The 24,212-nt window shown below is 62.5% G+C and carries 23 protein-coding genes; 9 read left to right on the top strand and 14 right to left on the bottom strand.

Translation table 11 applies throughout. The features are described 5' to 3' along the window. Nucleotides 1–136: 136 nt before the first annotated feature. The 6 genes from HX875_RS07640 to HX875_RS07615 form a co-directional block, all read right to left on the bottom strand. Entirely contained in the window at nucleotides 137–532 is a 396-nt protein-coding gene (locus HX875_RS07640; protein ID WP_177042697.1) for a carboxymuconolactone decarboxylase family protein, read from the bottom strand. Then, nucleotides 525–1,337 (bottom strand): alpha/beta fold hydrolase, encoded by an 813-nt coding sequence (locus tag HX875_RS07635; protein ID WP_177042696.1) that lies wholly within the window; start codon nucleotides 1,335–1,337, stop codon nucleotides 525–527. The genes HX875_RS07640 and HX875_RS07635 overlap by 8 nt, the downstream gene beginning before the upstream one ends. Continuing rightward, nucleotides 1,337–2,413, bottom strand: coding sequence for an LLM class flavin-dependent oxidoreductase (locus HX875_RS07630; protein ID WP_177042695.1), 1,077 nt, complete (start codon nucleotides 2,411–2,413; stop codon nucleotides 1,337–1,339). Before HX875_RS07630 ends, HX875_RS07635 begins: the two co-directional genes overlap by 1 nt. Before the next feature lie 18 nt (nucleotides 2,414–2,431). Then, nucleotides 2,432–3,943 (bottom strand): aldehyde dehydrogenase, encoded by a 1,512-nt coding sequence (locus tag HX875_RS07625; protein WP_177042694.1) that lies wholly within the window; start codon nucleotides 3,941–3,943, stop codon nucleotides 2,432–2,434. A 22-nt stretch (nucleotides 3,944–3,965) separates the two neighbouring features. Continuing rightward, nucleotides 3,966–4,913: a flavin reductase family protein gene (locus HX875_RS07620; RefSeq protein ID WP_177042693.1), complete on the bottom strand. Its 948-nt coding sequence runs from the start codon at nucleotides 4,911–4,913 to the stop codon at nucleotides 3,966–3,968. A gap of 447 nt (nucleotides 4,914–5,360) precedes the next feature. After that, nucleotides 5,361–5,960: an amino acid synthesis family protein gene (locus HX875_RS07615; protein WP_177042692.1), complete on the bottom strand. Its 600-nt coding sequence runs from the start codon at nucleotides 5,958–5,960 to the stop codon at nucleotides 5,361–5,363. A 189-nt stretch (nucleotides 5,961–6,149) separates the two neighbouring features. Between HX875_RS07615 and HX875_RS07610 the strand changes: the two genes are divergently transcribed. Together HX875_RS07610 and HX875_RS07605 are read left to right on the top strand one after the other, a co-directional pair. Next, nucleotides 6,150–7,898: a helix-turn-helix domain-containing protein gene (locus tag HX875_RS07610; protein ID WP_177042691.1), complete on the top strand. Its 1,749-nt coding sequence runs from the start codon at nucleotides 6,150–6,152 to the stop codon at nucleotides 7,896–7,898. A 111-nt stretch (nucleotides 7,899–8,009) separates the two neighbouring features. Further along, a complete protein-coding gene (locus tag HX875_RS07605) occupies nucleotides 8,010–8,768 on the top strand; it encodes an SDR family NAD(P)-dependent oxidoreductase (protein ID WP_177042690.1) in 759 nt (252 codons plus the stop codon). 16 nt (nucleotides 8,769–8,784) lie between these two features. On the opposite strand, the gene HX875_RS07600 is transcribed toward HX875_RS07605, so the two are convergent. Then, nucleotides 8,785–9,627, bottom strand: a complete 843-nt coding sequence (locus tag HX875_RS07600) for a LysR family transcriptional regulator (protein ID WP_177042689.1) — start codon at nucleotides 9,625–9,627, stop codon at nucleotides 8,785–8,787. A gap of 31 nt (nucleotides 9,628–9,658) precedes the next feature. Between HX875_RS07600 and HX875_RS07595 the strand changes: the two genes are divergently transcribed. From HX875_RS07595 to HX875_RS07565, 7 genes are all read left to right on the top strand, one after another. After that, nucleotides 9,659–10,603 carry an NAD(P)-dependent oxidoreductase gene (locus HX875_RS07595; RefSeq protein WP_177042726.1) on the top strand — a complete coding sequence of 315 codons (945 nt, stop codon included), beginning with the start codon at nucleotides 9,659–9,661 and terminating at the stop codon, nucleotides 10,601–10,603. A 98-nt stretch (nucleotides 10,604–10,701) separates the two neighbouring features. Then, on the top strand, nucleotides 10,702–11,202 hold the full coding sequence (locus HX875_RS07590) for a sigma-70 family RNA polymerase sigma factor (RefSeq protein WP_177042688.1): 501 nt from the start codon (nucleotides 10,702–10,704) through the stop codon (nucleotides 11,200–11,202). A 32-nt stretch (nucleotides 11,203–11,234) separates the two neighbouring features. Next, on the top strand, nucleotides 11,235–12,209 hold the full coding sequence (locus tag HX875_RS07585; RefSeq protein WP_177042725.1) for a FecR family protein: 975 nt from the start codon (nucleotides 11,235–11,237) through the stop codon (nucleotides 12,207–12,209). A 96-nt stretch (nucleotides 12,210–12,305) separates the two neighbouring features. Beyond that, nucleotides 12,306–14,711: a TonB-dependent siderophore receptor gene (locus tag HX875_RS07580; protein ID WP_177042687.1), complete on the top strand. Its 2,406-nt coding sequence runs from the start codon at nucleotides 12,306–12,308 to the stop codon at nucleotides 14,709–14,711. 375 nt (nucleotides 14,712–15,086) lie between these two features. Continuing rightward, a complete protein-coding gene (locus HX875_RS32740) occupies nucleotides 15,087–15,968 on the top strand; it encodes a type III secretion protein (protein ID WP_256348057.1) in 882 nt (293 codons plus the stop codon). A 564-nt stretch (nucleotides 15,969–16,532) separates the two neighbouring features. After that, nucleotides 16,533–16,880 carry a hypothetical protein gene (locus HX875_RS07570; RefSeq protein WP_177042686.1) on the top strand — a complete coding sequence of 116 codons (348 nt, stop codon included), beginning with the start codon at nucleotides 16,533–16,535 and terminating at the stop codon, nucleotides 16,878–16,880. Next, nucleotides 16,870–17,484: a type III secretion effector protein gene (locus tag HX875_RS07565; protein ID WP_177042685.1), complete on the top strand. Its 615-nt coding sequence runs from the start codon at nucleotides 16,870–16,872 to the stop codon at nucleotides 17,482–17,484. Before HX875_RS07570 ends, HX875_RS07565 begins: the two co-directional genes overlap by 11 nt. 45 nt (nucleotides 17,485–17,529) lie before the next feature. Here the strand turns inward: HX875_RS07565 and HX875_RS07560 are convergent, their stop codons facing one another. From HX875_RS07560 to HX875_RS07530, 7 genes are all read right to left on the bottom strand, one after another. Continuing rightward, nucleotides 17,530–18,681 (bottom strand): MFS transporter, encoded by a 1,152-nt coding sequence (locus HX875_RS07560; RefSeq protein WP_177042684.1) that lies wholly within the window; start codon nucleotides 18,679–18,681, stop codon nucleotides 17,530–17,532. A gap of 97 nt (nucleotides 18,682–18,778) precedes the next feature. Beyond that, on the bottom strand, nucleotides 18,779–20,002 hold the full coding sequence (locus HX875_RS07555) for a sugar MFS transporter (RefSeq protein WP_177042683.1): 1,224 nt from the start codon (nucleotides 20,000–20,002) through the stop codon (nucleotides 18,779–18,781). Between the two features lie 51 nt (nucleotides 20,003–20,053). Next, the gene (locus HX875_RS07550) at nucleotides 20,054–20,401 is read right to left on the bottom strand and encodes an L-rhamnose mutarotase (RefSeq protein WP_177042682.1); all 348 of its coding nucleotides are present in this window, start codon (nucleotides 20,399–20,401) and stop codon (nucleotides 20,054–20,056) included. Beyond that, on the bottom strand, nucleotides 20,398–21,171 hold the full coding sequence (locus HX875_RS07545) for an SDR family oxidoreductase (RefSeq protein WP_177042681.1): 774 nt from the start codon (nucleotides 21,169–21,171) through the stop codon (nucleotides 20,398–20,400). The genes HX875_RS07550 and HX875_RS07545 overlap by 4 nt, the downstream gene beginning before the upstream one ends. Continuing rightward, nucleotides 21,168–22,028 (bottom strand): amidohydrolase family protein, encoded by an 861-nt coding sequence (locus HX875_RS07540; RefSeq protein ID WP_177042680.1) that lies wholly within the window; start codon nucleotides 22,026–22,028, stop codon nucleotides 21,168–21,170. Before HX875_RS07540 ends, HX875_RS07545 begins: the two co-directional genes overlap by 4 nt. Nucleotides 22,029–22,065: 37 nt before the next feature. Beyond that, nucleotides 22,066–23,343, bottom strand: coding sequence for an L-fuconate dehydratase (locus HX875_RS07535; RefSeq protein WP_177042679.1), 1,278 nt, complete (start codon nucleotides 23,341–23,343; stop codon nucleotides 22,066–22,068). 20 nt (nucleotides 23,344–23,363) lie between these two features. Further along, nucleotides 23,364–24,209, bottom strand: coding sequence for a fumarylacetoacetate hydrolase family protein (locus HX875_RS07530; protein ID WP_177042678.1), 846 nt, complete (start codon nucleotides 24,207–24,209; stop codon nucleotides 23,364–23,366). Nucleotides 24,210–24,212: the final 3 nt, after the last annotated feature.

Below are 24,212 nucleotides of genomic sequence, written 5' to 3'. Positions count from 1 at the left end.
TCAATAGAAATTTTTGGGCTACTGGCAGTTAAAAATCTTCGAGCTATGACGACGCAAGGTGCAGTCGCAAAAATTTCTTGTTGGGGTGCCATGGCACTTACAGCATGAGCGGTGTGACGAGTGCAAGGGTTGGCCGTCAACCGGTCGCTGAATCCGATGGAGCCATGCTTTCCCGGGCCTTGCGGGCCACGCGGAACGCCTCGACACCCGCCGGAACGCCGCAGTACACCGCGATCTGCACCAGGGCGGCGCGCAGTTCGTCGTCGCTCAGGCCGTTGCGGATGGCACCGCAAAAATGCGTGCCGAATTCGTCCATGCGCCCCAGCGCCGCGAGCATCCCCAGGTTGAGCAGGCTGCGTTGCTTGAGGTCCAGGCTGTCGTCGGTCCAGACCATGCCCCAGCAATACTCGTTGAGCACCGCCTGGAAGGGGCGGGAAAAGTCGTCGGCGCGGCCCAGGGCCTGGTCGACGTAGCTATCGCCCAAGACTTTGCGGCGTACGCTTTCGCCCTGGGCCTGCAGTGATTTATCCATGATGGGTCTCCGAGTCGGTTAGAAAATCGCGTATCAGGGCGGCCACCTGTTGCGGCGCCTCGATCAGAATGCAATGGCGCAGCCCCGGCAGAATCTGCAGTTGCGAACCCGCGATGCGCGCGTGCATGAACGCCGCCATGCGCGGGTTGGAGCCGGCATCGTCGGCACCGGTGGCAATCAGGGTGGGGCAGTGGATCCGTGACAACTGCTCGCCGAAATCCGACTCGGCGAGGATGCGATACGCCGCGGCATAACAGCCGGGGTCGTTCTCGGCATTCAACTGACGCAGACGGGTGACGGCCTCGGGATGGCGTGCCTGGAAGTCCTCGGTCAGCCAGCGCGACAACGACGCCTCGTAATGCGCCACGGGCTCCCCGGCCTCCAACGCGGCGAGGCGTGCCTGCACCCGCTCGCGCTCCTCGGCGTTACGCCCGGCCACGGTGGACAGCAGCACCAAACGACGCACCCGCGCCGGATGGGTCAGGGCCATGCGCTGGGCGATCAAACCGCCCAACGAGAACCCGGCCAGGTCGAACTGCTTGAAACCCACGTGATCTGCCAGGGCCAGGGCCTCGCCCACCAGGTGATCAATTTCATAACGCCCGGGTGTGCGCGACGACTGGCCGTGGCCGCGCAGGTCGAAGGTCAGCACGGTGAACTGCTCCTGCAAACCGGCCACCGTCTCGGCCCACGCCTCGAGGCTGGAGCCCACGCCGTGAATGCACACCAGCGGGCGCGGCCCATGCCCGTCCAGGCGAAAGTTGAGCGTGACGTTGGCCACGCTGAAACGTTGTGCCTGGCCCATCACGCGCTGACCTTGTCGCGTTGTCTGGCGCGTTCGCGCTCGGCGAAGAACGGCATCACTTCATCGATGAACAGGCGCAGGGTCTGCTTCTGCAATTCGAACGGCAGGTTGAAGGTCAGGCCCAGGCAATACTGGTCGACACCGGCGGCTTCGTAGTCGAGCAGCTTTTCGATGATTTCCTCGGGGGTGCCGAACATCAGGTTGCGTCGCAGGTTTTCCGGGTTGTAGTTGTCTTTGCCGCGCACGCTTTCAAACGGCACCGGCTCCGGGAAACCGTTGTGCACGGTGCCGATGTTCTGCATCAGGTTTTCGAAGGCGCGGCCAAAGTCCATGCTGTGTTTGACCGGCAATTCCCAGTCGTTGGCATTGGCGTATACGCAGGTGCGGCGCTGCATCATGAAGCGCGGGCGCGGCACGTGGGGGTTGTCGGCCACGGCCTTGTTGAACTTCTCGCCGAGCACGGCGATTTCGGCCGCCGGCAGCGAGAGCGGGGTGGACAGGATGTTGGCGCCAATGCTCACCGCCCAATCGAAGGTGCCCGGGTCCCGCGCGGCAACCCAGATCGGTGGATGGCCTTTTTGCAATGGCTTGGGCACCGCAGCGGTCTGCGGGAATTTCCAGTAGTGGCCGTCGTGGGCGTAGTCGCCGGTCCAGAGCTTTTGCACCGCCGGCACCAGTTCCTTCATGTAGCCCACGCCTTCCTGCTGTTGCAGGCCGGGGGTCATGCGGTCGAATTCGTACTGGTAGGAACCGCGGGCAATGCCGAACTCCAGGCGACCTTGGGTCAGGTGATCACACAGCGCGGCTTCGCCCGCCAGGCGGATCGGATGCCAATAGGCCGCGGCGAGGGTCGCGGTGCCCAGGCGAATGCGCTCGGTGTGCTGGCCGAGCCAGGTCAGGGTCTGGAACGGGTTGGGCGCGATGGTGCATTCCAGGGTGTGGTGCTCGGAGGTCCATAGGGTTTCAAAGCCGCCGGCATCGGCGATCTTTGCCAGCTCCAGCAGGTTGGCCATGACGGTCTGCATCGGCACGTCCGGCGAGAAGCGTTCCATGCTCAGGGATACGGCGAATTTCATAAGGTGCTCCTTGAATAATCAGCGCAGGCGAATGACGAAGGGGTCCTGCATTTCGCCGGAATAATCGATGACCACGTTCTTGGCCCGGGAAAACTCGCGCATCACGTCAAAGCCGCCGCGACGGCCATAACCGCTGTGTTTGAAACCGCCATTGGCGGACATGTAGGCCGAGCTGCGGTAGGTGTTGATCCACACCGTGCCGGCGTCGATGCGGTTGGCGAAACGCAGGGCGCGATCGATGTTCTGGGTCCAGATGCCCGAGGCCAGGCCGTAGTGGGTGTCGTTGGCCAGGCTGAGCATTTGCTCTTCAGTGGTGAAGGGCATTACGCCCACTACCGGGCCGAACAGTTCATCGCGCATGAACGGCATGTCGTTGGTGGCGTTGGCCATCACCGTGGGTTCGAAGTACCAGCCTTCGGACAGGTTGGCCGCATTGGGGCGCTTGCCGCCGACCGCAATCTGCGCACCTTGTCTCGCGCCGCTGGCGATGTAGCCTTCGAGCTTTTGCAGTTGGGCTTGCAGGGCCAGCGGGCCGATGTCGGTGTGTTCTTCCATCGGATGGCCGACGCTGATCTGTTGGGTGCGGGCCACCAGGGCCTCGACGAATTTGTCGTAGATCGGCGCCTCGACAAAACAGCGCGAACCGGCCACGCAACTTTGCCCGGCGGCGGCGAAGATCCCGGAGACCACGCCGTTCACGGCCTTCTCGATATCGACATCGGCAAACACCACGTGGGGCGACTTGCCGCCCAATTCCATCTGGCACGGCACCAGGTTGTTGGCGGCGTTGCCGGCGATGCGTCGGCCGGTGTCGGTGCTGCCGGTGAACACGTATTTGGCGATGTCCGGGTGGCGGGTCAACGCATCGCCGGTGACGGCGCCGTTGCCGGTGACCACGTTGACCACACCCGCCGGAAAGCCGGCTTCGATGATCAATTCGGCCAGTGCAAGTGTGGAGGCGCTGGCGTGTTCCGACGGCTTGATCACCACGGTGTTGCCGATGGCCAGGCACGGCGCGAGGGTGCCGGTGAGCAGCATCAAGGGCGAGTTCCACGGGGTGATCATGCCGACCACGCCCAACGGTTCCCGGCTGCTGTAGTTGAGCTGGTTGAGCTTGTTGACCGGGATCACCTCGCCTTGCAGCTTGTCGGCCATGCCCGCGAAGTAGATGTAGGCGTCGGGCAGGGCGCTCATCTGGGCGCGCATTTCCCGCAGCAGCTTGCCGTTGTCGCGGGTTTCCAGCAGCGCCAGTTCTTCGGCGTGCTCGGCCACAAGCTGGGCCAGGCGATACAGCAATTTGCCCCGTGCGGTGGGCGTCATGTTGCGCCACTGCGGATCGTTGAAGGTCTTGTGGGCGGAAGCGACGGCGCGGGCGACGTCACCGGCATCGGCCTGGGCAAACTGGTACCAGGACTGGCCTGTGGTGGGGTCGAAGCTGTCGACATAGGTGTCGCTGGCGGGAGCAACGAAGCGGCCGTCGATAAACAGGTTGAGGCGGTTGCCCTCAAGGGCGCTGACCGTGGTTTTCATGCAGGAGTCCTGTAGGTGCGTGTCAAAGGGGCGCGTTTTCGAGCATCGCGATGCGGCCGCTGGCGGCGGAGCCGGTGTAGATGCCGAATTGCTGGTTCTGGCGCTCGCGGGCATAGCGACGCACCACCGAGCGCAGTTCGTTGACCGGCATCTGTTCGATGGGCAACGCGTCCAGCGGGAAGACGCGCAGGGTGTCGGGCAGGCCGCTGTCGAACGGGCCGAGCTGGGCGCGGTAGATCAGGTAGCCGGGGTCGGTGTCGTCGACATCGAAGGCCGAGTACAGGAAGGTCGATTCCTGTTCCACCGGCAGCGAGCTGTTACCGGCGTCGATAAAGCCTTTGCGCTTGCCGGCCACCGGCAGTGTCCAGCCGCCATTGCCATCGGCGCGGAACAGGATCCCGCCGTCGGCTTCGATCAGGTAGCCGATGATCATCTTGTGGGAGTCCAGCCAGCTGGCTGGCAGCGGGTCCTGGATGTTGGCGTAGCGGCCCCGGCAGAAACACAGCGGCAGCTTGGGGCTGGTGCCGAAGGCGCGCACCTGGCCGATCAGCACCAGGTGGTCGCCGGCTTCGATGCGCTGGTGCACGCTGCAATCGAACCAGGTCAGGCTGTCGGTGAGGATCGGCGCGCCGGTGTGCACGGTGTCGTGGTTGACGGTGTGGAACTTGTCCGGCGACTTGGAGGCAAAGGTGCCGGAGACGTCGACCTGGCCTTCATGCAGCAGGTTGACGGCGAACTGTTCGGTGTTGGCGAACGCGGTGTAGCTGGCGGCGGACTTGCCCACGCACACCAGCAGCAGCGGCGGGTCGAGAGACACCGAGGTGAACGAATTGGCGGTCATGCCGCGTGGGTTGCCGTCGGCGTCATGGGTGGTGATGACGGTGACGCCGGTGACGAAGGTGCCGAAGGCCTGGCGCAAGGCGCCCGGATCGACGGCTGCAACGTTGGCGCTGATCACGGTGCTCGGCATCGGGGTACTCCTTTGTTCTTGTGGTGTGAAGCAAGCCTACGAGGAAGGGAGACCGTGGGCTTGCGTCGAAAAATGGTAACGATGGTGAAAGTTTTGCTGTGCTTCGTAGTGCTCCGGCATTTCCATGACAAATACATCAACCCTGTGGCGAGGGAGCTTGCCTGAGACTAGGAGCTTGCCTGTGGCGAGGGAGCTTGCTGTGGAGAGGGAGCTTGCTCCCGCTGGGCTGCGAAGCAGCCCCCCAAAGCCAACCGGGTTCTTTCAGGCGGACTGTGGCGGGACTCATGGGGCCGCTCCGCGACCCAGCGGGAGCAAGCTCCCTCGCCACAGCAAGCTCCCTCTCCACAGCAAGCTCCCCAGCCACAAGCAAGCTCCCCAGCCACAGGCAAGCTCCTGGTCACAGGCAAGCTCCTTAGCCACAATTGAGCGTCGTTCTTCAGTGAGGCGTCAGTCCTTGGGCAGTTCCGCTTCCATCTCCGCCATATCCTGGTAGCGATCAGCAATCCGTGGGTGCGCACGGGAGCCGTCGCTGGCACCGATGGCGATCAGCACTTCGTCGGGGCCCGGCGCATCGGCGATCTGGAAGTTGGCGGTGAGAAAGTGCGAGCGCTTGCCGGTTTCGCTCTTGTGCACCATCGGCAGCGAGAGCAGGGCGCCCGGGGCGTTGCGGGTATTGGTGAAGCTCAGGTAGGCGGTGCCTTCCACGGCTTCGCGAAACAGGTTGCCGAAGCGCAGGGTGTGGATCAGGCCCGAGGCGTGCTCGATTTCACCGTTGACCCCCACCGCCGCCGCCTTGCCGAAGGCTTCGACCTTGCCGCCGGGCATCAGGGCGATCAGGCGGCGGGTCATTTCATAACCCAGGCCCGGGGCCAGGCGCAGGATTTCCGGGCGCAGGTTTTCGACGAAGCCCTGGCCGGCCCAAGGGTTTTTCAACACCGCGGCAACCACGATCAGGGTGATGGGTTTGCCGGCGTCCTTGCCGCCTTCGATAAGGGTTTCTTCGATAAAGGTGCAGTACTTCCTGACGCCCAGATTTTCCAGATTCATGATGACTCGTCGCCCTTGTGGCTGTTGGTTGTGGCCTTAGGCTAGGAGCATTGGCCAACAGCGTCTTCCATGGTTTCGGAGTGCAAATCCACTGGACATTGCTCTGAACCGGCGCAAGTATCAGGCGGGCCTGGCAGGCAACGTGGCTGCCGTGACCTCCATGTTCGGGTGAGCGCCTTGAATCGAGAAATGCAGATACTGTCGTTGCGGGATGTGGCCAGTCAGATCAACTCCGGCGGTGACTTGCAGTCGATGCTGCACCAGCTGGTGTACGCCAGTTGCCGCCACACCCACTGGACCATGAGCTCGATCATGGCCATCGACATGGATGCCGGCTTCGGCCACGTCATCGCCCGCCACGACCCGACCCTGGTGCAGCGCCCGCTGGTGGATTGCTGGGAGCTGTCTTCGAGCCCGGTGATGACCGCCCTGCAACGCAACGAGGCGGTATTCATCCGCGACGTGCGCGAATGCGAGTACCCCGGCTACCGCCGCGAATCCCTGGAGCGCGATTACCGCACGGTGATGGTGATGCCGATGAACTGCACCGACTTCGATGGCCGGCCCATGGTGCTCAGCGTGATTTCCCGCACGCTGATGGACGTGTCGGAAGAAGACCGGGTGTTCCTCGGCATGATCATCCACCTGGGCGCCATCGCGGTGGAGCGCCAGCGCCAGCTGGAAGCCGAGCGCCGCGCCGCCGAGCGCATGCAGCAGGCCTTGAAGGTGCACACCACGATGCTGGAACACGTGTTGGGCGGCGGCTCGGTGACGTCGTTATCGTTGATGGTGGGCGACCAGTTGCCCAACCCGGTGATCGCCGTGGACTTCACCGCCAACCAGGTGGTGGCGGGGCGCTCGCCGGACACTGCGCTGTTTGATGACAACGCCTGGCAGGCCGCCGTCGCCGGGGTGCTCAGCGTGCAGATCACCAAGGCCGCCCAGGAAAGCTTGCGCAGCGCCCTGCGCAACACGGTCAACCTGTTCCTTGACGACGGCCAGCGCCAGTTTACGTTGCGGGCGCAGATCGAACCGTTGATGGTCGACCACGAACTAGTGGGCGCGCTGGTGTTGTTCCCGGTGGCGGCGCCGGTCAACGAGCTGGATTTGCTGATGCTGGAAAGCGCCAAGTTCGCCTTGAGCGTGCAGATGATGCGCAGCTTTATCCGCTTTCGGTTTGAAACCCGCACCCAGACCGAGTTGTTGTTCGAAGTGCTCGAAGGCCGCTGGCGCGACGCCGATGATATCCAGCAACGGGCCCAACGCCTGGGGATCAGTTTCAACACCCCGCAGCAGATGATTATTGTCGACTATGGCGCCAAGGCCCGGGAGGCGAAGAACCTGCACCACAACGTCGCCCGCATCCTGCAACGGGCGGGGATGCAGGCCACGGTGATCATCGTCGACAACGGCCTGGTGTGCCTGGTGCCGGCGGAAGGCGAGCGCTTGAGCAAGATCAAGCGGCAGATCGCGGATGACCTGGCGCACTACCTGGGCGCCGAGCCGATCCTGCTGGCCAGCGGCGTGTGCCGGGTGCTGGCGGATTATCCGGCTGCGTGGGAACGCTGCCGGCGGCTGATCGAGATTGCCCGTTCATTTGGTCGCAGCGGGCCGATCTCCGACCAGGATTTCGGGCCGATCCCGATCTTTGTCGCGGCCGTGGGCGGCGAGGATATTCGCACCTTCGTCAACGACAGCGTCGGCGCGATGCTCGCCCATGACCGCAAGCACCAGACGCCGTACCTGGAAACCCTGACCGCGTACCTGCGGGAAAGCTGCCGCAGCCAGGCGTGTGCGGATGCGATGGGGGTGCATGTGACGACGCTGCGCTATCGGCTGGCGCGGATTCAGGAGTTGTTCGGGATTGATGTGGAAACGCCGGAAAAGCGGTTTGCCACGGAGTTGGCGATTCATTTGCAACGGGTGATTGATAGCTGAAGACCCCCCGACAAAAATGCACAGGCAACGTACAGTTCTGGCAGTGCCGCCGTCGCGGGTTGATTCCCACACTGTGCCCTTCAACTGAAGGCACTACTGAGGAGTCAAGGCATGTCGGGTAAATTCAACAATCAGGTAGCTGTCGTCACGGGCGCTTCCACCGGAATCGGTTTTGCGATTGCGCAGGCATTGGTGGCCGAGGGCGCCAAACGGGTCTATATCACCGGTCGCTCGTCGGCAACGCTGGAAGCTGCGGCGGCCAGGCTGGGGGATAAAGTGGTAGCGGTGGTGTCCGACGTTGCCACCCAGTCCGACCTTGATGCACTCAAGGCATTGGTTGAACAGCAGGACGATGAACTGGATGCGGTGTTTGCCAACGCGGGTATATGCGAGAAAAACCCGCTTGGTGAAACCACTGAGGCGGCCTATCACCGCATGTTCGACATCAACGTCAAAGGCGTGTTTTTCACGGTGCAAACCCTCTTGCCATTGATGAAGGACGGCGCGTCGATCGTTCTGACCGCCTCGATCTGCTCCAGTAACGGCATGGAAGGCCTGAGTCTCTACAACGCGTCCAAGGCGGCGGTGCGCTCATTTGCGCGGACCTGGGCCAATGAACTCAAAGGCCGGAAGATTCGCTCCAACGTGCTGAGCCCAGGCTTCACCAGAACGCCGTTGATGGACAACGGCTTGAAGATGGATGCCAGCCAGATCGACGCACTCAGAAGCCACGTCGAGCAGATTGTGCCGCTGGGCTACATGGCCGAACCCGAGGAAATCGCCGCGTGCGCTCTGTTCCTGGCATCGGCTGACGCCAGGTATGTCAACGGTGTGGAACTGATGGTGGACGGCGGTCTTTCGCAAATCTGACTTCACCTCCGGTCGCTCAGGGTGAGCCGATCATCTCGTCTGCCAGGTCGGCGAGGGCGCGCAGGCGGTCCATCTGGCGCATATCCTGGTGATAACCCATCCAGATATCGCGCCCGGGTGGTGCCTCATCGGTGTCCAGCCGCCTGAGCACGGGCAGTTGATCGCCGAGGGCGCGAGGCAGTACGGCAACGCCCAGTCCTTGGGCGCACATCTGAGCCTGCACGGTGCGGCTGCTGCTGGTGAATACTGTCCTGGCGTGCGGGTACCGCTGTTGCAGCCAGAGCACGTCGGGGTAATGCGCTTGTGCGGTGTTCATGGTGATCAGGCCGACATCTTCGCCGGCAACGCCTGACCGAGCACTTGCGTACAGGCCGTAACTCAGCGTGGTAAGCCGTCGTTGGACGATATCGGGCTCGGTGAACGGAACGATCCGGAAGGCAATATCCGCTTCGCGGCGTGTGAGGTCGAACAACCGGTGCCCGGCGATGACCTCGGGTACGATCAAGGGATGGCGCCGCAACAGCTCGTCCAGCACGGGGCCGAGTACGTAACAGGCGAACCAGTCCGCCGAAGAGATCCGCAACAGGCCTTCAGGCTGGTCGCTTTCGCCTGCGATGCGCCGCTCGATCGTCAGCGCGCTGCGTTCCATGTCCTCGGCCAGTTCGAAAATGCGCTCGCCGATGTCGGTCAGCACCAGGCCCGACGACGTACGCCTGAAGAACACCTCGCCGCCAGCCTGCTCAAGCACATGCAAGCGCCGCCCTACGGTGGGGTGGCTGACGCCCAGCAGCTTGGCCGCTGCCCCCAGCGAGCCGCCGCGCGCGATGGCCAGGAAGACGCGCAAGTCATTCCATTCCATGGGGTACCTCGTACAAAAGTGAACGGTGAAGATGCAGCAATGGCAGTCCCGTCGCAACCCTGTGGCCCCCACAATAGACCCACAAGCTCAGGTAACTGATAAAGGGGTGGCATTGATGGACATCGGATTCATTGGCGTGGGAAGCATGGGGCGGGCAATCATCCCGCGACTGATCGGTGCGGGGCATCACGTGAGCGCCTGGAACCGCAGCCCCCAGGCGTTGGCCAGCCTCGAGGGCGTGAGCGTACTGGATGAACCGACGGCCGCGTTCCAGCGGGCGGTGGTGATCAGCATGCTGGCTGATGATCGTGCGGCGCGGCAGGTGTTGCTGTCGTCCGATGCATTATCGGCCGCCACCGAGGGCTGCATTCATATCGTGATGTCGACGCTTTCACCGGCGCTGATCGAGCAACTGCGCGAGCGGCACGAGCAGGCTGGCGTTGGGTTTGTCGCCGCGCCGGTGTTTGGCATACCTGCGGTGGCGGCCAGGGGCGAGATGAATATTCTGGTGGCCGGGTCCGCGGCGGCCATCGACAGGGTCCAGCCGCTGTTTGATGTGCTTGGAAAAAAGACCTGGCGATTGGGGGAGGACCCGGTGCAGGCCTGTATCGCGAAAATTGCCGGCAACCTGATGATCACCCAGGCCATTGAGTCCCTGGGGGAGGGCAGTCGGTTGGCCGAGGCCTATGGGTTGAGTGCTGCGGGCTTTATCGAAATGATCACCCAGACCCTGTTTGCCTGCCCGAGTTACCAACGCTACGGCCGCTCTATCGCGGACGCAAACCATGAACCGGGCTTCAAGCTTTCCCTGGGCCTGAAAGACGTCGACCTTGCCCTTGATGCCGCTGGCGACAAAGGCCTGGCGTTACCTGCCGCCGGAGTGGTGCGCGCCAGGATGTCCAGCGCGGTTGCCCGGGGCCTGGGAGAGCGGGATTGGTCGGTGTTTGCGAGCCTCAAGAACAGCCTGCAACCCTGAACCTTGAAACCCTGGCGGGAAAGAGGGCGACGGGAAGCAATTGCCCCGCTTAATAGGAAGCATTACTATTCACGCCCCGCCTCCCCAGTGCTCCCTTGATGACTCCTCAGCCGCCCCGCAGAACAGGCTTTTTCGAGCACTACGAAGAGTTGATCGGGACCTGGACGCGCCGCCTGAGAAACCGTCAGCAGGCCGAAGACCTGGCCCACGACACCTTTGTACGGGTGCTTGAGTCCAAGTCCACCGAGGTTGCGCAACCTCGCGCCTACCTGCATCAAACGGCGCGCAATATTGCGGTTGACGCCTATCGCCGCGAGGACCGTCGGGAGGCGATGGCGCTGGAAGCCTTTGATCAGAGTTCGCCCCACAGTGGCGACCCGGAGCATTTCATGCACGCGATCCAGCTGGCGGACTCCATCGAGCGGGCCTTGGCCGAGCTGCCGCTCAATTGCCGCAAGATTTTCATCTGGCAGAAAATCGAGGGCCTCACCCAGCAGGAAATCGCCGAACGCCTGGGCCTGTCTAAAAACATGGTGGAAAAGTATATGATCCGCACCCTGCGGCATCTACGTGACCGCCTGGACGCGATGGCCCCATGACCAATGCCCGCTTTGAAACAGGATCTTCCATGATGGATACCCGTGAGTGTGCCTGCGGCAGTGCAGCGGCCCGCGATGAGGCGGCGCAGTGGTTTGTGCGTGTGCAGGACGGCCAATTGAGCGTCGAAGAACGCGAGCGTTTTGATGCCTGGCGTGCAGAGCATGCCGCGCACCAGTATGAATTTGATGTGCTGCAAGGTTTGTGGAGCGCCACCGACCTGTTGCCAAAAGCGCGCTTGCAGGCGTTGTGTGATGCTCCGGAACCGCGTGCAAAGCGCCGGCCCGTGCTGCGTTATGCAGTGGCCGCCAGTGTGCTGGCAGTGGCCCTGGGCCTTGGTTTGTTCAGCGGCCTGGATCATCCGGCAACCTATAACGCCGAATTCAGCACCGCCCTGGGAGAGCGCCGGCAGGTGGCGTTGCCCGACGGTTCGCTGATGGATTTGAACAGCCGCAGCGTGGTCGCGGTGCACTATGTAAAAGGCCAGCGCGGTATCGAGCTCAAGCAGGGCGAGGCGATGTTCAGCGTCGAGCATGATACCAGCCGGCCCTTTGTGGTGGCGGCCGGGGCAGGGCAGGTGACGGTCACCGGCACGCGTTTCGACGTGCGCCGCGATGACGACCAGACCCGCGTGGTGGTCGAGGCCGGCACGGTCAAGGTGCAAGGACGCTCTCCCGATGAAATCGTGACGCTCACCGCAGGCAGGGGCACCCATGTGGATACCCAGGGCCAGGTGGCGGCTGCCTACGCCGTCAACCCCGAAGAACTGACGGCCTGGCGTACCGGCAAACTGGTGTTCAACAACGCCACCCTCGGTGAAGTGGCTCGGGAAGTCTCGCGCTACCGCGAGCAACCGTTGCGGGTCAGCACCGCTGCGGTGAGCAACCTGCGCTTGACCAGCGTGTTCAAATCCACTGACACCGATGCGTTGCTCAAGGCCTTGCCGCACATCCTTCCGGTGGCCTTGCGCACCTTGCCTGACGGCAGCCAGGAAATAATTTCACGATAGATTCAGGTTTTTTCCGAGTTCTTCGTCTTCTTGTGCAACTGCAACTGGTTTGCATTAACAGCCGCACACTCTTGCGATCACAGGACTCCGTTCGACGTGAAAAAACTCGCCGTGAAAAACAATAAATCCTCCCGTTGGGCACCGCTCGCCCTGGCCCTGGCCGTCAGCGCCGCACTGCCGGCGGCCTATGCCGACGACGCGATTCATATCCAGGCCCAGTCCCTGGGTTCGGCCTTGAGCCAGTTGGGTCAGCAAACGTCCCTGCAAGTATTTTTCAGTCCCGACATGGTGGCCGGCAAACAAGCCCCGGCCGTGGACGGCAACCTGTCCCCGGAACAAGCCCTGCGCCAGTTGCTGCAAGGCAGCGGCCTGGATTACCAGATTGATGCCGGCTCCGTGACCTTGCGCCCGCAGGGCAAGGGCACCGGCGAAGCAGGTTCCCCGCTGGAACTGGGCGCCACCGATATCAAGGTCGTCGGCGACTGGCTCGGCGACGCGAATGCCGAAGTGGTGCAGAACCACCCGGGCGCGCGCACCGTCGTGCGCCGTGAGGCCATGGTGGAGCAGGGCGCGATGAACGTGGGCGATGTGCTGCGGCGCATTCCCGGTGTGCAGGTGCAGGAAGCCAACGGCACCGGCGGCAGCGATATTTCCCTCAACGTCGGCGTGCGCGGGCTGACATCGCGTCTGTCGCCACGCTCCACGGTGTTGATCGATGGCGTACCGGCGGCGTTCGCGCCGTACGGTCAACCGCAGCTGTCGATGGCACCGATTTCCTCCGGCAACCTGGACAGCATCGACGTGGTGCGCGGTGCGGGCTCTGTGCGTTATGGGCCACAGAACGTCGGCGGCGTGATCAACTTCGTGACCCGCGCCATCCCGGAAAAATTCTCCGGCGAAGTCGGCACCACCCTGGAAACCGCCGCCCACGGCGGCTGGAAGCACATTGAAAACGCCTTCATCGGTGGCACCGCCGACAACGGCATCGGCGCCGCATTGTTGTATTCCGGGACCAAGGGCGACGGTTACCGCGACCGCAACAATTCCAACGACATCGACGACGTGATCTTCAAGACCCACTGGGCACCGACCGATCAAGACGATTTCTCGCTGAACTTCCACTACTACGACGCCAGCGCCGACATGCCCGGCGGCCTGACCCAGAAGCAGTACGACGCCGACAAGTATCAATCGGTGCGTGACTGGGACAATTTCAACGGCCGGCGCAAGGACATGTCCTTCAAGTACATCCGGCAGATTGACGACCGTACCCAGGCCGAAGTGCTGACCTACTACTCCGACAGTTTCCGCGGCAGCAACATCGCCAACCGCGACCTGAAGACCCTGGGTTCCTACCCGCGCACCTACTACACCTTCGGGATCGAGCCGCGGGTTTCCCATGTGTTTGACCTGGGGCCGAGCACCCAGGAAGTCAGCGTCGGTTACCGTTACCTCAAGGAAGGCATGCACGAGCAGGCCACCAGCCTGGCGCTGGTCAACAACGTGCCGACCCCGGTGGGCCAGAGTGATGGCCACGTGTACCAGGACCGAACCGGTGGCACCGAGGCCAACTCGTTCTACATCGACAACAAGATTGATATCGGCAAATGGACCGTCACCCCGGGCATCCGCTTTGAGCAGATCCGTACCGAGTGGCACGACCGCCCGGTGGTGGGGCTGAACGGCGCGATGGTTCAGGAGAAGCGTCGCGAGATCCACAACAACGAACCGCTGCCGGCGCTGAGCGTGATGTACCACGTCTCCGATGCCTGGAAACTGTTCGCCAACTACGAAACGTCCTTCGGCAGCCTGCAGTATTTCCAGCTGGGCCAGGGGGGTAACGGCGACCAGACCGCGAACGGTCTGAACCCGGAAAAAGCCAAGACCTACGAAATCGGTACCCGCTACAACGACAACGTCTGGGGCGGCGAAGTGACGCTGTTCTACATCGACTTCTCGGACGAGCTGCAATACGTCAGCAACGATGTGGGCTGGACCAACCTCGGCGCCACCAAGCACGAAGGTATCGAAGCGTCGGCCCATTATGACCTGTCGAACCTGGACCCGCGCCTCGACGGCCTGACCGCCAACGCCGGCTTCACTTACACCAAGGCTACCTCCGAAGGCGACGTTGCCTTCAAGGGTCGCGACTTGCCGCTGTACTCCCGTGAAGTGGCCACCGTTGGGCTGCGTTACGACGTCAATCACTGGACCCATAACCTGGACGTCTACGCCCAGTCCGGCCAGCGTGCACCGGGCACCGGCACCACCTACATCACCCAGCCGACTGCCGATGGCCAGTACGGGGATATTCCCGGCTATGTATCGGTCAACGTGCGCAGCGGTTATGACTTCGGTGCGCAGCTGTCGAACCTGAAGCTGGGCGTGGGGGTCAAGAACGTCTTCAACCAGGAGCACTACACCCGCTCCAGCGACAACAACTCGGGGATTTACCTGGGCGAACCGCGCACATTCTTTGTGCAGGCCAGCGTAGGGTTCTGATGGATTGTTGAAGTAAACCGTTGAGAAAAATGTGGCGAGGGAGCTTGCTCCCGTTGGGTCGCGAAGCGGCCCCAAAAACAGGGCCTGCTGCGCAGCCCAACGGGAGCAAGCTCCCTCGCCACAGGTATGATGTTTTTCCTGGACTGATCGATATCAGCCTTTCTTCCTACCCTTTTTCGAACGATTTTCTGCGTCCGCAGGAACTGAATCCGACAGGTTTGCCACACAAGAAGGTGCCCACTTTCCATGGGGAACCTTGCAGCGTCGAGGTGCCTTTGATCCGAGAGTGAATCGTATCAATACGTCGAACTGGAGATGCCAATGTCGGTACTAGGACCCAATCAATCCGTTACCCATTCCCCCACTAACTCCGAGATGCACCAGGCCGGTACCGCCGCGTTGGCACTGGCACGCTCACTGGTCGGGCCGGAATCGGTCACCGTCAATTTCGGCGCCCCGGAGAATAAAACCGGCCCGATGTTCGCCGGCCCGCAGGCGCAGAGCACTGCGGACCCCCGTGGCTTCGCGCCAGGTTCGTTCCCGACGTCAAATCCGGGCGGCTTTCTGGACAACCTGATCACACAATTCCAGACATTTCTGAATAACCTGAAGTCGCTGTTCAGTCCTGCCCGGCCCAACCCCGGGTGCTGCCCTGCGGCCCCTGCCAAGCCTGAGCCAGGCTACGGTCGCCCGGATCCACAGTATTCGCGGCGCAGCAACGATCAACTGGGGGAGCTGCTCAAGGACAACTTCAACGCGTTCAGGGCGCCGGGCACCTCCCACGTCACCCAGCAAAGCCTGCAGGACATGGCGGACAGGCGGTTGACCGGCAATGAGGACAGGGATCAGAACATTCTCCTGGCCCGGGAACTGTTGCGACGTCCCGAGGTGCTTCAAGCCTTTGATCGAAGCGGTGGGACGGGCAATCTGGATGGTCGAATCACCCGCAAGGATCTCGACGCCGTGCTCAGCTCTGACAACCCGTTGAAGTATCAGAGCGACAAACAGATCGCCGAACAGATGCTGAAGGACTTCAATGCGCTGAAGGGCGGTTTCTGGAAAAGCTCCATCAATATCAATGACCTGCACCGCATGGCTGCACTGCCTTTGACGGGGAACCCAAGACAGGATTCGCTCATCCAGTTGGCCAGGGAAGTCACCCAGCGTTCCAGTCTGTTGACGCAAATGGACAACTTCGCCAGTCAGGATAACGACGGCAAAATCGTCAAGGACGCGTTGCGCTGGCTGTCGCGCTAAACCCGATCACGCCGCGAGTGCTTCGTGGCGCGATTTCCTGCGTTGATCAATCCGCTGTTTTTTACGCTTTCAGCCAGGGCTTAGACATGCCTTCAACTTCATTTGGATCGCCTAATCCCGCGCCTCAACCCGTCTGTCGTGCGCCGAGGGGCAGCGAAACCCTGCCATACGACGAGGGTGGCGAAGCACTGCGCGTGAAGAACTTCACCGGGCAGCACACGTTTCAGGCTCCCGCGTCTGACGACTTCATCAGAGGCCTGTTGCCCCATGGACAATTGCCTGCCACTGAGGCGGCCTCTGTGCTGCGCCAGTTTTGCTCAGTGCTGGGAACGATGGCCGGTGTGATCAAAGGCGTTTGGCAGGCGGCAAAACCGACTGTGCCGGGTTCCCGGAAAACTGACTGATTTTTCGTTTTTTACATGTTGTCATTGGAACACTGTGCTACTTCGGAACCATTGCCTTCAGGGCACCACACACCTTTGGCTTGTTTATCGCGCGAGCGATACGGCCATTACCGAGGGTAATAGCTTGGCAGCGTGGATCTAAAATTGGTGGAGATGAAGCATGAGAATTGATGGCGGGTCAGGCTACCTGCAGTCCGGCGCTGCAAGCCGATTTGACGTAACACCGGATGAGGGGGGGCGCACCGTTCAGTCCGCTTCAAATGAAGCCGCTGATGTTGGCCGGCACGTTAATTATCACGATGGCGCCACGGCGGTGCGTTCTTCCGGTTATCGGCCACCTTTGCGGTCGGCCCAGCCCTATGAGGTGGTGTCCCATCATCGTACGCTTCAGAACGCTGTTGCTCCCCGCGCCGGCTATCCCAATCCCAACCTGCACTTGCCGGACAGCGAGTTGGTGAAAGCACTGAAAGCCGGTTTTCCCACGCTGAAAGAACTTCATGAAAAGTGACGGACTGACGCTGTCTTCGTTGCAGCGAATCGCCGGCAGAAAAATCGGCGACAACCCGAAGTTCGACAGTGCGATTCTGCTGGCCAAGGCACTTGTCCAGCGTCCGCGCCTGATCGATGCAATCACCGATCAGGACGGCCGCATCACCCTGGAAAGCCTTTCACAGGCCGAAAGCGTGGTGTTCGGCAACAGCGATCCCGGCGCCTTCAGCCCGGATCCTTTCCACGCCAAGAGCAATGCCGAGCTTGTCGTGGTGTTCAAGGCGATGTTCGACGAGCTGCGTGACCGGTCCCGGGACCGCAAGGGATTCTTTGAACACATCGGCTACGTCAACATCGAGTTGCTGGTGGCCATGAGCAAGGACCCGGACGAACTCGACAGTCAGGGTGAGCCCGTGCTGGACCCCGCCACAGGGCTGGCGCGGAAAAAATACGACGAGCAGCAGGTGTACATGGCGAAGAATATTGTGGACCGGCCGGGGTTGCTGCGGTCACTGGAAAACGCCGACGGCAGCGGTCGGCGGATGTTTGGCAGTCATCACCAGGCGGGCTGGCTCAGCAGCAAGACCCTCGATCGCTGGCTTGGGCACCAAAAAACCCGGTAAACCCCGGGTAACGCCTCCACGCGCGAGGCGTTACGGGGAAGCCCTTCATACCCGCAGTATTTTCCCGCTGATTGCCACGCCGATCAGCAACACCGCAATCAGTACAAAGGCGGTGCTCAGGCTGCTGCCGTGGGCGATAAAGCCGATCACCGCAGGGCCGGCGAGGATGCCGGTGTAACCCAGGGTGGTGATGGCGGGAACCGCGATGTGTTCCGGCATGACCGTCTGCTTGCCGACGGCGGTGTACAGCACCGGCACAATGTTCGAACACCCGGCACCGACCAGCGCATACCCCAGCAGCGCGGTTTCCCACGCCGGGAACAGCGTTGCCAGCAGCATGCCGGCCGCCGCGAGGGCACCGCCGAACACGATCACCCGGGTTGCGCCGAGGCTGCGCACAATGCGGTCGCCGGTGAGGCGTCCGACCGTCATGGTCAAGGCAAAGGCTGCGTAGCCGAGGCCCGCATAAGCTTCGTCCAGGCCGCGCTCGGCACTCAGGAACACCGCGCTCCAATCCAGCACGGCGCCTTCGGCGAGAAACACGATGCAGCACAGGCAGCCGATAAACAGCACCACGCCGTGGGGCACGGCAAAGGCCGGCCCGGAGCTTTCACTGCCGTAAGGCAGCAAGTGCGGCCCGGCCTTGAGCAAGGCCACCGCAATGACCGCGATGACGGCGAACGTGGCCTGCAACGGCGACCAGCCCAACCCCAGCAACCCACTGACACCCGCCGCACCGACGATCCCGCCCAGGCTGAACAGCCCGTGAAAGCCCGACATCATGGTCTTGCCGCTGGCCCGTTCGACCATCACCGCTTGCAGGTTGACGGTGGAGTCCACGGTGCCGAGGCCGGCACCGAACACAAACAGCGCGGCCATCAACAGCGGAATCGAAGTGACGGTGGCCAGCATCGGCAGGCCCAGGCAGATCAGGAGCGTCCCGCCGGTGGCCACCCGCCGGATACCGTAGCGCGACGCCAGGGCACCCGCGACCGGCATGGCGATCATCGACCCCACCCCCAGGCACAGCAGCAACAGCCCCAGGGTGCCCTCATTGAGTTGGGCGCGGGCCTTGGCATAAGGCACCAGGGGGGCCCAGGCGGCGATGCCGAAACCGGCGATAAAAAACGCGATGCGGGTCGACATTTGTTCCAGCCGCCCGGGTACCACGGGCGCTGGGGTGCTGATGACGGTCATGAAAAATCCTTGGTTTTGCGTTCAACGAACGATGTGCAGCGCAACATCCTTGCACATCAGGCCGTATCGAGCGAGCCAGGTTCCCACGGGTGTTGCTTCATGGATGGCGCAGGCGACTGCGGGCATACACCGCCACAATCACGAAACACCCCATAGGCAACAGGTACGCCAGTGCCACTGTGCTGTTGTCTGCCACCTTGCCCATCAAGTAGGGCATCAGCGCGCCGCCGACAATTGCCATGATCATGAACGAACTGCCGCGCTTGGTATGGGGCCCGAGGTTTTTCACGCCCATGGCGAACAGCGTCGGGAACATGATCGACATGAAGAAGAACACCGCAATCAGCGCGATCACCGAGACACCTTCCAGGCCAATCACCACCAGCCCGCACAACGCGATATTGATCAGCGCATACGCCAGCAGCAGCTTCTGCGCGCTGACCCGTCCCATCAGCCAGGTGCTGAAGAAACGCCCGAACATGAAGGACAGCATCGCGATCGACAGCAGGTAGGCCGCTTGCTGGTTGCCCATCTGCGCCCAGTGCTCGGTGACGTAGTTGATAAAAAATGCACCGACTCCGACCTGGGCTGCCACGTAGAAAAACTGCGTGATCACCCCTCCGACGAATTCCGGATACTGCCACAGGCCTTTGCCGGCCACTGGCTGCAGTTCCTGCTCCTGGGCGCGCAAATCCGGCAGCGGAGTGCGGGCGATCAACAGCGCCACCAGCAACACCAGCACCGCGATGACCACATAGGTGGTCTGCAACGAACTCATGTCCGAGGCCGGCGTGCTGCCAGCGCTGAAGAACATTGCGCCGCCAATCAGCGGCCCGAAGAACTGACCCAAACCGTTGAATGATTGCGCCAGGTTCAACCGCCGCTCGGCGCCCTGGGGTTCACCCAGCACCGTGGCGTACGGGTTGGCAGCGGTCTCCAGGCAGCCCAGGCCGCAGGCGATGACGAACAGCGCAAACAGGAAAAACGGAAAACTCGCCGCCGCTGCTGCCGGCATGAACAGCAGCGCACCTGCCGCATACAGGCACAGGCCCAACAGGATCCCGGCCTTGTAGCCGTGGCGGTCCATCAACAGCCCCGCCGGCAGGGCGATCAGGAAGTACGCGCCGAAATACGCGCTTTGCAACAACCCGGACTGGGCCTTGCTGACGTGCAGGACTTCCTGGAAGTGCTTGTTCAACACATCCAGCAACCCGTATGACAAGCCCCAGAGGAAGAACAGACTGGTCACCAGCATCAGTGCCCAGCGATAGGTCGGCACGACGCGTGCGCCGGTTGCCACAGGTGTGTCTTTGCTTAACATGACGCTTCTCCTGTTGTTTTTATGGGATCAAGGCGTGCGATGCAGCGGGTATCAGGGTTGGTCGGTGAGGCTGAAAATCTGGGTCAGCGGCTGCCATTTGCCGCCGGGATCAGTCCATGGCGTGGGGGCCTGGAAGCGCCACATCAGGGTTTCCCAGGCTTGCACCTCGGGGTTGGCGCGGGCGGCCTGGTCGAGCGCTTCGAAGCTGAAACCGGCGGCGGTGTCCATGACCATGAACAGCCGCGTGCCCAGGCGCCAGATCTGCATCTCCACGATCTGCTGGCCGCGAAGATGCTCGGCCACGGCGGGCCAGATGCGTTGATGCAACTGCTGGTACTCGACGATCAAGGCCTCATCGTCGATCAGGTCCAGGGCCAGGCAGTAACGTTGGCGGCTCATGTCAGCGCCCGGTCCAAGTGGGTGTAGCCACCGTCCACCACCAGCCATTGCCCGGTGGTGTGGGAAGCGCGAGGTGAGAGCAGGAACAGCACGCTGTCGGCAATTTCCTCGGGGGTAGTCATCCGTTTGCCCAAGGGGATTTTCTCAACGATGGCGGCCAGCTTGGCCTCCGGGTTGTCGAAGCCGTCGATCCAGCGCTGGTACAGCGGCGTCAGCACCTCGGCGGGCACCACGGCATTGACCCGGATGCCAAACTCCAGCAACGAGGCGGCCCATTCCCGGGTCAGCGACAACTGTGCCCCTTTGGAGGCGGTGTAACCGCTGGTGCCGCCCTGGCCGGTGAGGGCCGTCTTGGAGCTGATATTCACGATCGAGCCGCGACTGGCCTTGAGAGCATCCAGGCACAAATGGGTCATCAGGTAGTAATGAATCAGGTTCTTTTCCAGGGATTCGACGAACGCTGCACGGCCCGCTTCCAGGCCCACACCGTCGTTGACCCCGGCGTTGTTCACCAGCCCGTCGATACGCCCGTAGCGCTGCAACACGTCGTTGACGGCCGCGCGGCAGGCATCTTCATCACGCAACTCGACACGGATGAAGTGGCTTTGACCTTGCTGTTCAAGCTCGGCGGCGAAGGCCGCCGACAACGGTTGATGTCCGAAAATCACCGGGATCGCGCCTTCGGCGATCAGCCCCAGGGAGATGGCGGCGCCAATCCCCGAGCCACCGCCGGTGACGATGATCACGCGGTCCTGCAAATGCAGATTCATGGGCAGTTTCCTTCAAGGTGATAGACCCGCTGGGCGGTGCCGCCCCAGATGGCCTGCTGTTCATCAGGCGACAGCGAGCCGAGAGTGTGTTGCAGCAATTGGCAGGTGCCCTGGTATTCCCCGGCCAGCAGGCACACCGGCCAGTCCGAGCCGAACATCAGGCGTTCGGCGCCGAACAGTTCCAGCGCCAGCTCTATATAAGGGCGCAACGCACCGGCGTTGCGCTGGTCGGGCCCGGCTTCGGTCAGCAGTCCCGACAGCTTGCAACTGACGTGGGGCAGGGCGGCCAGCGGCGCCAGGTGTTCGGCCCAGCCGGCCGGGCCGTTGGCGATGTCGGGTTTGCCCAGGTGATCCAGCACCAGGTGATGACGGTCGTGGCGCCGGCACAGGGCGGTGGCGGCGTCGAGGTCGGCGCAGCGGATCAGCACCTCGTAGACGTAGCCTTGTTGCTGCAGGTGCCGTAGGCCACGGGAGAATCCCGGGTCAGCCATAAAGTGGGCGGGCTGGGGTTCGTCCTGGATCTGATGCCGGAAGCCCTTGAGCCTCGGTGCGTCGCGCCACTGTTCCAGGTGTTGTTCCAGGGTTGGGTCGCACAGGTCGACCCAGCCGACGACGCCGAGTATCCACGGGTGCCGGTGCGCCATTTCCAGCAGCGCTTCGGTTTCCTGCTCACCGGCGCGGGCCTGCACGGCGATGCAGCCATCCATGCCGGCAGCGTCGAGCAAGGGCCGCAGATCCTGTGGGAGAAAGTCCCGCCGCAGGTCGGCCTCAGCCGCGCCGATCCATGGATAATCAGCGGCCCGGTAGCGCCAGAAATGCTGGTGCGCATCGAGCCTCAGAGGTGATGGGGACGACATTATTATTGTGCTCCGTCCATTCAAATTGCGTTTCAGCTCACGGCCGGTGGCGGTATTGCTCCCGGGACGCGGCTTTCATCTGGATCGAAAAACCCGGAGCCTGCGGCGGCAGATAGGCAGCGCCGCGTACCACGCAAGGTTCCTCGAAATGCTCGTGCAAGTGGTCGACATACTCGATCACCCGGCCTTCGTGGGTACCGGCGATGCACAGGTAGTCGATCATCGACAGGTGCTGCACGTACTCGCAAAGCCCGACGCCGCCGGCATGCGGGCATACCGGCAGGCCGTACTTGGCCGCCATCAGCATCACCGCCAGCACCTCGTTGACCCCACCCAGGCGGCAGGCGTCAATCTGCACCACATCGATGGCTTCGCGCATGATCAATTGCTTGAAGATGATCCGGTTCTGGCACATCTCTCCGGTGGCGACCTTGACCGGCGCCACACCCTGGCGAATCTTGCGATGGCCTTCGATGTCGTCGGGGCTGGTGGGTTCCTCGATAAACCATGGCTTGGCAAACGCCAGTTCGCGCACCCAGTCGATGGCGGTGTCGACTTCCCACACCTGGTTGGCATCGATCATCAATTGACGGTCCGGCCCCAGCACCTCACGGGCGATGCGCACGCGGCGCAGGTCGTCCTGCAGGTCGTGGCCGACCTTGAGCTTGACGTGATTGAACCCGGCATCCACCGCTTCCTGGCACAAGCGGCGCAGCTTTTCGTCGCCATAACCGAGCCAGCCGGCGGAGGTGGTGTAGCAGGGGTAGCCATTGGCTTGCAGGTTGGCCAGGCGTTCAGCCTTGCCTTCGGCGCGCTGGCGCAGCAAGGCCAGGGCTTCGCTGGAGGTGATGCAGTCGGTGATGTAGCGGAAGTCGATGCAGCGCACCAGTTGTTCCGGGCTCATGTCGGCTACCAGGCGCCATAAGGGCTTTCCTTCGGCCTTGGCCCACAAATCCCACGCGGCATTGACGATTGCGCCGGTGGCCAGGTGAATAGCGCCTTTGTCCGGGCCGATCCAGCGCAACTGGCTGTCACTGGTGACATGGCGCCAGAAGCGGCCCATGTCTTCGGCGATCCATTCCAGGGTCAAGCCCACCAGCAACGGCTGCATGGCCTGGATCGCCGCGCAGCAAATCTCGTTGCCGCGGCCGATGGTGAAGGTCAGGCCATGGCCTTCGAGCGCCGGGTTGTCGGTCTGCAGAATCACATAGGCGGCCGAGTAGTCCGGGTCCGGGTTCATGGCGTCGGAACCGTCCAGGGACTGGGACGTAGGAAAGCGGATATCTTCGACGCGAATCGCGGTAATGGTGGTCATGAACGGCTCCTTGGCTCTTGTCAGGCGTCGACCGTGGTCTGGTTCTGTTCGCCAAGGCCTTCAATGCCCAGGCGGATCTTTTGCCCGGGCTTGAGGTAGACCGGCACGGGCTTGATCCCCAGGCCGACACCGGGCGGGGTGCCGGTGGAAATCACATCCCCCGGCTGCAGGCTCATGAACTGGCTGAGGTAGCTGATCAATTTCGGAATCTGGAAAATCATCGTGCGGGTGTTGCCGTTCTGGTAGCGGTGGCCGTCGACTTCCAGCCAGATCGACAGTTGATGCGGGTCGGCGATTTCATCCCGGCTCACCAGCCACGGGCCCAGCGGGCCGAAGGTATCGCAGCCCTTGCCCTTGTCCCAGGTGCCGCCGCGCTCCAGTTGGAACTCACGTTCGGAGACGTCGTTGATCACGCAGTATCCGGCCACGTGCTGCATGGCCTGGCTTTCTTCGATGTAACGGCCGCCCTGGCCGATCACCACGCCCAGTTCGACTTCCCAGTCGGTCTTGGTGGAGTGGCGGGGGATCTCGATGTTGTCGTTGGGGCCGACGATGGCGCTGGTCCACTTGTTGAAGATGATCGGTTCGTCGGGTATCGGCGCGCCGGTTTCGGCGGCGTGATCGGCGTAGTTCAGGCCGATGCAGATGAATTTTCCCACCTGGCCGACACAGGCGCCCAAGCGCGGGTTGCCCGGTACCAGGGGCAGGCTCGTGGGGTCGAGGTCTTGCAGGCGAGCGAGGTTGTGCGGCAGCAGGGCTTCGCCTGCGACATCACTGATGTGGGCGGACAAGTCACGCAGGCGACCCTCAGCGTCCAGCAGGGCCGGGCGTTCCTGGCCTTTTTCACCGTAGCGCAGCAATTTCATGAG

Origin of the sequence: Pseudomonas yamanorum (assembly GCF_013386765.1) — a bacterium.
Taxonomy (GTDB): domain Bacteria; phylum Pseudomonadota; class Gammaproteobacteria; order Pseudomonadales; family Pseudomonadaceae; genus Aquipseudomonas; species Aquipseudomonas yamanorum_A.
Note: the sequence above shows the minus strand (reverse complement) of the source record. Positions and strands in the feature narration are given on the sequence as shown.

Excerpts from the sequence above, each read along its gene's own strand:
- HX875_RS07615 (WP_177042692.1), bottom strand. The coding sequence starts at position 5,960 with ATGAATCTGGAAAATCTGGGCGTCAGGAAGTACTGCACCTTTATCGAA.
- HX875_RS07595 (WP_177042726.1), top strand. The coding sequence starts at position 9,659 with ATGCAGCAATGGCAGTCCCGTCGCAACCCTGTGGCCCCCACAATAGAC.
- HX875_RS07560 (WP_177042684.1), bottom strand. The coding sequence starts at position 18,681 with ATGACCGTCATCAGCACCCCAGCGCCCGTGGTACCCGGGCGGCTGGAA.
- HX875_RS07565 (WP_177042685.1), top strand. The coding sequence starts at position 16,870 with ATGAAAAGTGACGGACTGACGCTGTCTTCGTTGCAGCGAATCGCCGGC.
- HX875_RS07535 (WP_177042679.1), bottom strand. The coding sequence starts at position 23,343 with ATGACCACCATTACCGCGATTCGCGTCGAAGATATCCGCTTTCCTACG.
- HX875_RS07635 (WP_177042696.1), bottom strand. The coding sequence starts at position 1,337 with ATGGGCCAGGCACAACGTTTCAGCGTGGCCAACGTCACGCTCAACTTT.
- HX875_RS07630 (WP_177042695.1), bottom strand. The coding sequence starts at position 2,413 with ATGAAATTCGCCGTATCCCTGAGCATGGAACGCTTCTCGCCGGACGTG.
- HX875_RS07625 (WP_177042694.1), bottom strand. The coding sequence starts at position 3,943 with ATGAAAACCACGGTCAGCGCCCTTGAGGGCAACCGCCTCAACCTGTTT.
- HX875_RS07600 (WP_177042689.1), bottom strand. The coding sequence starts at position 9,627 with ATGGAATGGAATGACTTGCGCGTCTTCCTGGCCATCGCGCGCGGCGGC.
- HX875_RS07570 (WP_177042686.1), top strand. The coding sequence starts at position 16,533 with ATGAGAATTGATGGCGGGTCAGGCTACCTGCAGTCCGGCGCTGCAAGC.
- HX875_RS07585 (WP_177042725.1), top strand. The coding sequence starts at position 11,235 with ATGGATACCCGTGAGTGTGCCTGCGGCAGTGCAGCGGCCCGCGATGAG.
- HX875_RS07620 (WP_177042693.1), bottom strand. The coding sequence starts at position 4,913 with ATGCCGAGCACCGTGATCAGCGCCAACGTTGCAGCCGTCGATCCGGGC.
- HX875_RS07640 (WP_177042697.1), bottom strand. The coding sequence starts at position 532 with ATGGATAAATCACTGCAGGCCCAGGGCGAAAGCGTACGCCGCAAAGTC.
- HX875_RS07540 (WP_177042680.1), bottom strand. The coding sequence starts at position 22,028 with ATGTCGTCCCCATCACCTCTGAGGCTCGATGCGCACCAGCATTTCTGG.
- HX875_RS07555 (WP_177042683.1), bottom strand. The coding sequence starts at position 20,002 with ATGTTAAGCAAAGACACACCTGTGGCAACCGGCGCACGCGTCGTGCCG.
- HX875_RS07590 (WP_177042688.1), top strand. The coding sequence starts at position 10,702 with ATGACTCCTCAGCCGCCCCGCAGAACAGGCTTTTTCGAGCACTACGAA.
- HX875_RS07545 (WP_177042681.1), bottom strand. The coding sequence starts at position 21,171 with ATGAATCTGCATTTGCAGGACCGCGTGATCATCGTCACCGGCGGTGGC.
- HX875_RS07550 (WP_177042682.1), bottom strand. The coding sequence starts at position 20,401 with ATGAGCCGCCAACGTTACTGCCTGGCCCTGGACCTGATCGACGATGAG.
- HX875_RS07605 (WP_177042690.1), top strand. The coding sequence starts at position 8,010 with ATGTCGGGTAAATTCAACAATCAGGTAGCTGTCGTCACGGGCGCTTCC.
- HX875_RS07530 (WP_177042678.1), bottom strand. The coding sequence starts at position 24,209 with ATGAAATTGCTGCGCTACGGTGAAAAAGGCCAGGAACGCCCGGCCCTG.
- HX875_RS07610 (WP_177042691.1), top strand. The coding sequence starts at position 6,150 with ATGCAGATACTGTCGTTGCGGGATGTGGCCAGTCAGATCAACTCCGGC.
- HX875_RS32740 (WP_256348057.1), top strand. The coding sequence starts at position 15,087 with ATGCACCAGGCCGGTACCGCCGCGTTGGCACTGGCACGCTCACTGGTC.